This is a genomic window from Halomicrococcus pelagicus, from assembly GCF_050954125.1.
Window position 1 is genome coordinate 80,007 of the sequence record NZ_JBPBWC010000012.1, and the last position, 9,967, is coordinate 89,973.

A 9,967-nucleotide genomic window follows, 5' to 3' on the forward strand; every position below is an offset into this window, starting at 1 on the left:
CCTCGCTCGTTTTCAGGGTTGGAAGTCGCCGGGGGCGTTTAAACGGGGAGGGGCGTCAGCAGGGACGTTACGCGTCGATGCGGCACGTTCGCGGGTCGCCGGCGCGGGCGAGGAAGCCGACCAGGAGGAGGATGCCGCCGACGCGGAGCAGGTCGCCGTGGAACGGCATCGCGGCCAGCGCGCCCGCGAACCCGAGAAATCCGAGCAGTCCAGCGCCACAGCTCGCACAGCCCGAAGCGACGAGCCCCGGCAGGACGCCCGTCAGGTCCGAGAGACCGGACACGCCGGTCAGGCTCACCTGCGCCGCGGCGTTGACGACGGCGACGCCAGTCAGCACCGCGTACGACAGGATGAGTGCGAGCCCGAACCAGCCGTTCGTCGCCAGCACGTTCTCCGTCAGCAGGACGAGCGTGTCGTCGAACCACTTGAGGCCGGCACCGAGCATCTGCATCGACATCCCGGGGAACGTCGAGAGGATGAGGAGGACGTACGTCAGGACCGCGACGACGACGCCCCCGACGATGCGCGGGACGGAGGTCGTCGGGTACGTGAGCGCGTCCACCAGGTCGCTCCCCCAGCGGCGAACTCGTGCCTGTCCGGTCATGATTTCGCCCTCTGGATCACCGCTTCGAAGCGGGGGTACGGCTGTGCGCCCTCTATCATGGGCGCCAGGTCGTTCGACGTCGGGTCGTCGAAGATGAACGTCGGCGTCGCCTGGACGCCCTTGGAGTCGCCCGCTCGCTCGTCCTCGTCGACGCTCGCCTTCACCGCCTGCGCGTCGTTCTTCAGGCAGGACTCGACCGTGCTGGCGTCCACGCCATTCACGCTCGCGGTGATGTCGAGGAGGTTCTGCGTCTTCGCCCACCCGGAGTTCGGCTTCTTCTGCTCGTCGAACATCGTCGCGTGCCACCGCTTGAACGCCATCGGGTCGTCCTCGCGGACCTGCCGCCAGACGCACTTTGACATTCGAGCCGCCGTCTCGGACGCCTGACCGATATTGGGATATTCGAGGATGACGAGCCGTACGTTCCCCGGTCGGATCTGTTTTTCGAGGAGTTTAGGGAACGTGTCCTGTTCGAACTTCTTGCAGAACGGACACTGGTAGTCGCTCCAGTAGTAGAGGTCGACGGGCGCGTCGGGCGACCCCATCACGGGATTGCCCGCGAGGTCGACGCCGTAGCTCGTCGTCTCGTCCGAGGCGTAGACCAGCGTCTCCGGGTCCCGCGAGTCGCCGCCGCTGCCTCGCGTGCTCGACGTGGCGGAATCCGTCCCGGAGGGAGTTTTCGTCCCCGTCGCAGTCGACGCCGCGCTCGTCCCAGGTTCGCCGGTCGTCCCGGACTCGCTCGTCGTGGGTCCCCCGTCGGAGCCCTGGAGGGCGCTCGTACAGCCCGCCATCCCGGCGACCGACCCCGCTGCGACCCCGAGGAACGCGCGTCGATTGCTCGTCTCGCTGTCGAACATGATGAGTGCTCGTCTCGGACCGAACGCCCCCTGACTGAAAGCGCACTCGCTCGTTTTCAGGGTCGGAAGTCGTTCGGCACGTTTTAAAAGCCGAGGTTCGGTAATCAGTACGTGAGTGGGGAGCCGAGTCCAGCGGAACTCTTCGCGTTGCTGGACGACGAGTACGCGCGCGACATCCTCACGAAAACGAGCGAACGACCGATGTCAGCCCAGACTCTCAGCACCGAATGTGACGCGTCGCTCCCGACCATCTACCGCCGGTTGAACGACCTCGAAGCGTCCGACATGGTCGAGAAACGGACTCGTCCGGACCCCGACGGGAATCACCGCGCGGTGTACGAGGCCACCGTCGAGCGCGTCGAGATAGACATCGTCGACGGCGACCTCGAAGTGGAGGTCAGCGCGCGCGACGTCGCCGACCAGTTCACCCAGGTCTGGGAAGACATGCGAGGTGATTGAGATGCGGATGGAACTGCTCGCGGGAAAGCTGCTCGTGATGGCACTCGGACTCCTCATCGCCTACCAGGGCTTTCGGGGCTACCGGCGCAACCACAGCGAGCCCATGCTGTTCGTGGCGGTCGGGTTCGTCTTCCTCACCGCGGGCGGGACGATGGGCTGTTCGCTCATCCAGACGCTGGGCATCTCGTCCGCGGCGTTCGGAGCGGCCCAGACGGTGCTGGTCGCCGTCGGCATGGGGTTCGTCCTCTACTCGCTGTACGGCTGACGCTCTTCTCGCGGTCGTCGGCGTTCGTCACCCGTCCGGGGACACCGTGACCCGGACTGCGGCGTGCTTGTACTCCGGAATGTTCGCGACGGGGTCGAGTTCGTCCGGCGTCAGGACGTTCACCAGGGGGTCGGCGTAGTGGAACGTCGCGAACACCGTACCCCGGCGGACGGCGGGGGTGACCTCTGCCCGGACGGTCACGTCGCCGCGGTCGTTCTCGACGCGGACCACCTCGCCGTCGTCGACGTCGCACTCGGCCGCGTCGTCCGGGTGTATCTGGAGGACGTCCTCGCCGCGCATGCGCATCAGCGTCCCCGAACGGCGGGTGACGGCACCGCTGTTGAAATGCTGGAGCACCCTGCCGGTCGTGAGGACGAGTTCGTCGTCGGCCACGGGGTCGACCGGGTCGACGTGCTCGACCGGAACCAGCGCCGCGGTGTCGTCGCCGGACTCGAACTCGTCCGCGTGGGGGACGTCGACGCCCGACGAAGCCCCCTCGGGATAGGGCCATCGGAGGCTAGTCGTGCCGATGGCGTCGTAGCTCATCCCGGCGTAGATAGGCGATACCCGCGTGAGTTCCTCGAAGACCGCCGCCGGGCCCTCGTAGTCGAACGCGGCGTCGGTGAGTCTCGCGCCCAGTTCGCTGACGACGGCGAGGTCGCGACGGGCGTCGCCCGGCAGGTCGGCGTTGGGTCGCATTCGCATCACCTGGCGGTCGGTGTTCGTCACTGTCCCCGCCTTCTCGGCCCACGAGCTTCCGGGGAGGACGACGTCAGCGTACTCCGCGGTCTCCGTGCGAAAGAGGTCGTGGACGACGAGGAACTCGATCGCCTCGAAGGCGTCTGCGACGCGATTCGCGTTCGGCTCCGTGACGACCGGATTCTCGCCGAAGACGTACGCCCCGCGGACCGTCTCGCCGAATCGGTGGGTCAGTTCGACCTCGGTCAACCCGGGCGTCGACGGCGGTTCGGTTCCCCACTCCTCGGCGACGCGCCGCCGCGCGTCGCCGTCGAGAACCGACCGGTACCCCGGTAACACGTCGGGGAGCGCGCCGACGTCGCCGGCACCCTGCACGTTGTTCTGTCCGCGAAGCGGGTTCACGCCGGTGCCGCGCTCGCCGACGTTCCCCGTCAGGAGCGCGAGGTTCAACAGCGCGTGGACGTTGTCGGTGCCGCAGTGGTGCTGGCTCATCCCCATCCCGGTGAAGACGGCCGCCCGGTCGGCCTCGCCGTACAGCCGAGCGGCCGTTCGGAGGTCGCCCTCGTCGACGCCCGCGAGGGCGGCGTTCTCGCCGACGTCGACGCTTTCGAGGAACTCCCGGAACGTCTCGAAGTCCGTCACCCGGTCGTCGAGGAACGCCTCGTCGACCAGTCCCTCGTCGACGATTACCCTGGCCATCGCGTTGAGCAGCGGGATGTCGAACCCCGGACGAACCGGGAGGTGGAGCGTCGCGGTCCCGGTGGTGTCGTTCGTCCGCGGGTCGACGTGGACGAGTTCCGTTCCGTCCCGGATGGCGGGTAGCAGGTACGACCGGAAGATTATCGGATGTTGCTCGGCGGGGTTGGCACCCGTGACGAGGAACACGTCGGCGTCGGCGAGGTCGTCGAGGGTGTTCGTCATCGCGCCGGCACCGAACCGGTCCTGCATCGCCGCGACGGTCGAGGAGTGACACAGTCGCGCACAGTTGTCGACGTTGTTGGTCCCGAGCACGCGAGCGACCTTCTGGAGGAGGTAGTTCTCCTCGTTCGTACAGTTCGACGACGCGAAGAACGCGAGCGCGTCGGCACCGTCTTCCTCGACGATTCCGCCGAACGCGTCGGTGATTCGAGCGAACGCCTCGTCCCACGACGCGGTGACGAGCCGACCGTTCTCGCGGACGAGCGGTTCGGTGAGTCGGTCTTCGTGGTCGACGACGTCGAACGCGGCGGCACCCTTCGGACAGATCTCCCCCCCGCTCGTTCACCGGCGCCTTCCACCCCGTCGCCTTCCCGGACTTCGGAGCGTACTCGATTCCGCACCCGACGCCGCAGAACGGGCAGACGCTCGGCCGCGGTTCGAACGTTCGCTCCGGAGAATCGGCCATGGCGACAGTACCGACGACCGATAGCTTCGTTCTAACGGCCAGGCCGTCGAGCACCTCGCAAAACCCCGAACGCCGTCCGTCGACCGGCGCGGGACGCGTGCGCCGACTTCACGACTCGATGCAGCGCTGGACCTGCTCGTCGACGGCGACCAGGTGGCAGAGCGGATTGCCGGGATACACGACGGGGTTCTCCAGCACGCCCGCGAGAACGCCGGTGAACGGCGCGGTCACCTCGACGCTCTCGCGCTCGAACGGGTCGCCGACGGTGCAGACGACCTCCCCCTCCCGGACGAGCGCGCCGCGTTCGTGGTGCATGTCGACGATGCCGCCCTCGTCCGAGCGAACCCAGGTCGTGTCGGCCTCGTCGACGACGGTCCGCCACCCGGGCCAGCGGACGAGTTCCTGCCTGTCGACCCCGAACTCGGCGAACACGCTCCGGACCCCGTCGAGCGCGGCGTCGATGAGGCCGCGCTCGAAGCGGTGGGCCTCGCCCATCTCGACGGTGACGGTCGGGATGCCGTCCTCGGTCGCGTCCCGCCGGAGCATCCCCGAGGAACCGGACGAGGAGATGACGAGGTGCGTCCCGAAGGCGTTGGCGAGTCGAGCGACGTCGGGGTCGTCCATGTCCGCGCGGACGTGGAGGACGTTCGTCCGGCCGCGCGTCGACGTGTGGAAGTCGATGCCGAAGTCGCAGGGCGCGACGAAGTTCTCGTAGATTCGGTAGGCGATGCGGCGGTCGTTGGTTCCCTCGGGGTCGCCGGGAAAGGCGCGGTTGAGGTCGCGGTCGTACCCGGGCAGGTAGCGTTCCTGGGCGATGAAACCGGGGACGTTCAGCACGGGCAGGCAGACGAGGGTCCCGCGGATTCCGGCGTGGTTCCACTGGTTGGCGACCTCGCGGACGACCTCGATGCCGTTGAGTTCGTCGCCGTGCAGGGCGGCCGCGAGGAAGACGGTCGGTCCATCGTCGGCACCGTTGATGACGGTCACCGGCACGCGGACCGGGTCGCCGAGGTAGCTCTCGCTCGTCGGAAAGCGAACGTGGCGCGTCTCGCCCCGTTCGACGGTTCCCCCCTCGAAGGTGAACGGCTCCGTCATGGGTGTACCGTCGACGGACGAGACATTGACCGTTTGCCCGGTCGAGGCGGAACGTTCGAACGACGGACCCGTCCTGGAGAACCGGACGACGAGGCGTCCTCGGCGTCGACGGACGTAGTCCGGTCGACACCGTCGTTTCCGCTGTTTGGGCCGAGCCTCCGGACCGACTACCGCGAGAGGACGGCGTTGACGCTGGCGCCGACGAGCAACAGGAGGCCGGCAACGTAGAGCCAGACGACGAAGAGGAGGACCCCACCGAGCGCGCCGTAGGTGGCGTACCGGGTCGCGTGCTCCGCGTAGACGCCGAACACGACCTGGAGTACGAGCCAGCCGCCGGCGGCGACGACCGTCCCGGGAAGCGCCTCCAGCACCGATACCCGGACCGGTGGCAGAAGGTAGTACAGGGGAAAGAACGCCAGCAGGAGGCCGACGAACAGTTCGACCTGGTCGAGAAAGCCACCCAACGGGAGCCACGCCGAGAGAAACTCCGTCGGGACGCTGACGACCACCAGCAGCACCGCCGCGACCGTCATCGCGGCGAACACGACGACACCGTCCCGCAGTTGCTCGACGAGCGACGGGTCGTTCGTGGCGTCGTAGATGCGGGAGAACGCGTAGTCGAGGCTCCGGAAGACCTTCACCGCGCTCCACACCAGCGCGAGAAAGCTGATGACAGACAGTTCGAGTCGCCCGGTGGAACCCGTGAGCGCGTCCCGGATGATGTCGCTCCCGGTCGGTGTGAGCGTGGTCACCCGTCGAAGGACCAACCGCGCGAGTTCTTCGCCGCGAAGCGTCGAGACGAGGATGAACGTCAGGAGGAGAATAGGGAGGATGGAGACGAACGCGTAGTACGCGAAACTGGCCGCCAGAAAGGAGATTCGATTGTCCCGGACCGTGATGACGATCTCCCTGAACGTGGCACCGACGCGCCGGGCCGAGGCGACCGAAATCACGACGGGTGTTCGGCGTCGACGGACAAAAGAGTGCGAGACGGTCCCGTCGGCGACGTCTCGGTAAGCGCCCACTACCGCCCCGTCTCGACGGCTCCCGACCGAACGGAGACCGGACCGTCGAACGCGACTTCCATCGCCCGCCGCGAACGTCGGGGCGACACCCTCCACCGACGCGGCATCGGTGACCAGAGTCGGTCATCGAGAGCCGAAAGCGACCGTCCGTCCGCCGTTTCGGCCACAGCAGCGTTAAGCCGCCGTCGTGCCACCGTGAAGATATGCGAGCGTACAAGGCGAAGGCGGTCGAGCGGATCAGCCTTCCCGACCGGGAAGCGCGCAACCGGCATCTCCGGGAGGCAGGGTACAACGTCTTCAATCTCGACGCCGACGCGGTGTTCGTCGACCTGCTGACCGACAGCGGGACGGGGACGATGAGCGACGAGCAGTGGGCGGCGCTGATGCGCGGCGATGAGGCGTACGCCGGGAGCGAGAGTTTCCGGCGCCTCCAGTCCGCCGTCGCGGACGTGATGGGGTTCGAGCGCATCGTCCCCGCCCACCAGGGTCGCGGCGCGGAGAACGTTCTCTACGGCACGATAATCTCGGAGGGCGACTACGTCCCGAACAACACCCACTTCGACACGACGCGAGCGCACGTCGTCAACAGCGGCGGAGAGCCGGTCGACTGCCCGGTCGAGAGCGAGGCGGGCGACCCGTTCCAGGGGAACCTCGACGTCGCGGCGGTGCGGGACCTCGCCGACGAGGTGGGCGCGGAGCGGATTCCCGCCGTCGTCGTCACCATCACGAACAACTCGATGGCCGGCCAGCCCGTGAGCGTCGAGAACGTCCGGGCCGCGCGGGAAGTGGCCGACGAACTCGACGCCAGACTCGTCGTCGACGCCTGCCGATTCGCCGAGAACGCCTACTTCGTACGGCAGCGCGAACTCGAGTTCGACGGCGAGAGCGTCGCCGACGTCGCCCGCGAACAACTCTCGTACGCCGACGCCGTCGTCATGAGCGGGAAGAAAGACGGGCTCGCGAACGTCGGCGGCTTCGTCGGCGTGCGCGAGGACGACGACGAACTGTACGAGCGGACCCGCCAGCGCGGAATCCTCTACGAGGGGTTCACCACCTACGGCGGGATGGCCGGCCGCGATCTCGAAGCGATGGCGGTCGGACTGCGCGAGGCGGTCGAGGAGGCGTACGTCGAGTCGCGCGTCGAGCAGGTCGCGGAACTCGGCGAACTCCTCCAGGAGGTCGGCGCCCCCGTCCGCACGCCGACCGGCGGGCACGCGGTGTACGTCGACGCCGAGGAGTTCCTGCCGTCGATTCCGCGCGAGCGGTTCCCCGGCCAGGCGCTGGTCTGCGAACTCTACCGCGAGGGCGGCGTGCGCGGCGTCGAACTCGGCGAGTTCGCGTTCCCCGGCGAGAACCGACCGCAGCTCGTGCGGCTCTGTCTCCCCCGGCGAACGTACTTCCGGGACCACCTCGAACACGTCGCTGAGACCTTCGCGGACGTCGCGGAGAGGCGCGGGGAGGTGTCGGGCCTGGAGGTCATAGACGAGCCCGAGATGGCCGAACTCCGTCACTTCAGCGCCGAACTGCGGCCCGTCGAGTGACCGAGTTCGGTCGCCGTGACGCGACGAACGCCGACGCGAGCCGGCGACCCCGGCCCCATTGGGGTAGCGATTTAAGGCATCGTCTCCCACGAATCTACACAACGAAGTAGAGATGAACGACAACGACCGTGCCATCGTGGGGCTCGTCATGCTCGCGCACGCGATGGTCCACACGTTCGAGCTCTCGATTCCGATTCTCGTTCCCGTCTGGCTGTCCGAGTTCGGGACGACCCGCGCGGCCATCGGGGTGGTCATCTCGGCCGGGTACGCCCTGTTCGGCATCGGCGCGCTTCCGGGCGGCGTCCTCGCGGACGCGTACGGCTCCCGGCGGCTCATCGCCGGCTGTCTGCTCGGGATGGGTGGCGCGTTCGCGCTGCTCGGCGTCGCCTCGTCACTGTGGATAGTCACGTTCGCGTTGCTCCTCTGGGGCGTCGCAGCCAGCGTCTACCACCCGTCGGGGCTGGCGCTGCTGAGCAAGGGCGTCACCGAACAGGGAAGCGCGTTCGCCTACCACGGCATGGCCGGCAACTTCGGCATCGCGGTCGGCCCACTGGTGACGACGCTGCTGTTGCTCGCGTTCGACTGGCAGACCGTCGTCGTCGTGCTCGCGCTCCCGGCGTTCGTCGCCGCCCTGGTCGCGCTCCGCGTGAACGTGGACGAGGCGGCGGCGGTGAGCGAGGGCGAGGCCGACGCCCGCGCCGACGGCGGCGTCTCCTCGATGTCGGAACTGTTCGCCGACTCGCGAACCCTGTTCTCGGGCTGGTTCGTCGTCGTCTTCATCGTCGTCATGATGTCCGGGCTGTACTACCGCGGCGTGCTGACGTTCCTCCCGGACCTGCTCTCCGGGCTCGCGCTGTTCGCGCCGGTCGAGGTGGCGGGCAAGTCGCTGGAACCCGCCCGCTACCTCTACGCCGGACTGCTGACGGTCGGGATGGCGGGTCAGTACGTCGGCGGCAAGCTGACCGACAGGGTCGAGAACGCTCGCGGCATCGCCGTCGCGTTCGGCGCGCTGGTGGTCGTCGCGCTGGCGTTCGTCCCCGCGATGGACGCCGGTCTGGGCCCGCTGCTCGCCGCCAGTTTCGTGCTCGGGTTCTGCCTGTTCGTCGTCCAGCCGCTCTACCAGGCGACTGTCGCGACGTACACGCCGCCGGGCGCTCGCGGCCTGTCGTACGGATTCACCTACCTCGGCGTGTTCGGCGTCGGCGCGCTCGGCGCCGCCGTCGCCGGCGTCGTCCTCCAGTACGCCTCGCCGGCGGCGCTGTTCGTAGTGCTCGCAGGGTTCGCCGCCGTCGCGTCGGCGCTCGGCGTCGTCCTGTCGGTCCGCGGTCCCGCTACGGACTGAAGAGGTGGCCGCCGACCTCCGACATCACCTTCTCCTCGGCCCGCGCGAGGTGTTCCCAGGCCGTGGTGGAGGCGATACCGACGGCGTCGGCGATGTCCTCGATACTCGTGTCCTCCTTGCGCCGGTAGTAACCGAGGTCGATGGCCGTCCGCAGGACCTCCTGCTGTCGATGCGTCAGTTCGTCGACGACACGGGACAGTTCGAGTTGCTCGCGCTCGTTCACCTCGTCGAGTTCGACGTCCCTGACGAGGTCGGTCTCGTTGCCGGCGCTCTCCAGCGAGTCGATAATCTCGTGCAGGTCGTCGCCGTCGTCGAGATACAGTGTCCACCGCTCCCAGCCGGCGGTTATCGACGTGCCCGTCCGGTAGTGGACGCCCATGTCTGTGAGTCGCTGCGAGATGCTGTCCCACCGGTAGCTGTCGTACGTGATGGCGACCAGCACGCGGGAGACGTCGAGCGGGGTCAGCGGCGACGCGTCGAGCACGGCGTCTGTCGCAGAAAAGTCCGCGAGGAACCCCTCGATGGACCGTTCCGGTCCCGACATCTCGATGATACGTTTGCGTTCGGCGGCGCTCCCCGTCATCGACGACACCGATTTGATAGTCAGGTCGGGATAGTCGGCGCTGAGGTCGCTCTCGGGTTCGCCGTGGTGGCGCACCCGAAGCGTCACTTCTCGCATCGAGTCCGGATATGGAT

9 protein-coding genes and 1 pseudogene are annotated in these 9,967 nt (G+C 68.0%); 4 read left to right on the forward strand and 6 right to left on the reverse strand.

Annotated elements, in window-relative coordinates; all coding sequences use genetic code 11:
• Positions 1 to 67: 67 nt before the first annotated feature.
• Entirely contained in the window at positions 68 to 604 is a 537-nt protein-coding gene (locus ACRYA2_RS18480; protein ID WP_433631466.1) for a hypothetical protein, read from the reverse strand.
• Complete coding sequence (locus ACRYA2_RS18485) at positions 601 to 1,461, reverse strand: DsbA family protein (RefSeq protein ID WP_433631469.1); 861 nt, start codon at positions 1,459 to 1,461, stop codon at positions 601 to 603. Before ACRYA2_RS18485 ends, ACRYA2_RS18480 begins: the two co-directional genes overlap by 4 nt.
• 111 nt (positions 1,462 to 1,572) lie before the next feature.
• On the opposite strand from ACRYA2_RS18485, the gene ACRYA2_RS18490 reads away from it, so the two are divergent.
• A complete protein-coding gene (locus ACRYA2_RS18490) occupies positions 1,573 to 1,920 on the forward strand; it encodes a helix-turn-helix domain-containing protein (protein ID WP_433631471.1) in 348 nt (115 codons plus the stop codon).
• Between the two features lies 1 nt (position 1,921).
• Positions 1,922 to 2,185, forward strand: a complete 264-nt coding sequence (locus ACRYA2_RS18495; protein WP_433631474.1) for a DUF7521 family protein — start codon at positions 1,922 to 1,924, stop codon at positions 2,183 to 2,185.
• 27 nt (positions 2,186 to 2,212) lie between these two features.
• Here the strand turns inward: ACRYA2_RS18495 and fdhF are convergent.
• The 3 genes and pseudogenes from fdhF to ACRYA2_RS18510 form a co-directional block, all read right to left on the reverse strand.
• Positions 2,213 to 4,268: pseudogene (gene fdhF, locus ACRYA2_RS18500) on the reverse strand (formate dehydrogenase subunit alpha).
• Between the two features lie 108 nt (positions 4,269 to 4,376).
• Complete coding sequence (locus ACRYA2_RS18505) at positions 4,377 to 5,363, reverse strand: succinylglutamate desuccinylase/aspartoacylase family protein (protein ID WP_433631476.1); 987 nt, start codon at positions 5,361 to 5,363, stop codon at positions 4,377 to 4,379.
• Positions 5,364 to 5,530: 167 nt separating this feature from the next.
• A complete protein-coding gene (locus tag ACRYA2_RS18510) occupies positions 5,531 to 6,316 on the reverse strand; it encodes a YihY/virulence factor BrkB family protein (protein WP_433631479.1) in 786 nt (261 codons plus the stop codon).
• Positions 6,317 to 6,591: 275 nt separating this feature from the next.
• Between ACRYA2_RS18510 and ACRYA2_RS18515 the strand changes: the two genes are divergently transcribed.
• Both ACRYA2_RS18515 and ACRYA2_RS18520 read left to right on the forward strand, forming a co-directional pair.
• Positions 6,592 to 7,929, forward strand: a complete 1,338-nt coding sequence (locus ACRYA2_RS18515; RefSeq protein ID WP_433631482.1) for a tryptophanase — start codon at positions 6,592 to 6,594, stop codon at positions 7,927 to 7,929.
• A gap of 112 nt (positions 7,930 to 8,041) precedes the next feature.
• Positions 8,042 to 9,271, forward strand: a complete 1,230-nt coding sequence (locus ACRYA2_RS18520; RefSeq protein WP_433631485.1) for an MFS transporter — start codon at positions 8,042 to 8,044, stop codon at positions 9,269 to 9,271.
• On the opposite strand, the gene ACRYA2_RS18525 is transcribed toward ACRYA2_RS18520, so the two are convergent.
• A complete protein-coding gene (locus tag ACRYA2_RS18525; RefSeq protein WP_433631488.1) occupies positions 9,261 to 9,950 on the reverse strand; it encodes a helix-turn-helix domain-containing protein in 690 nt (229 codons plus the stop codon). The two genes, ACRYA2_RS18520 and ACRYA2_RS18525, sit on opposite strands and share 11 nt — an antisense overlap.
• Between the last annotated feature and the right edge of the window lie 17 nt (positions 9,951 to 9,967).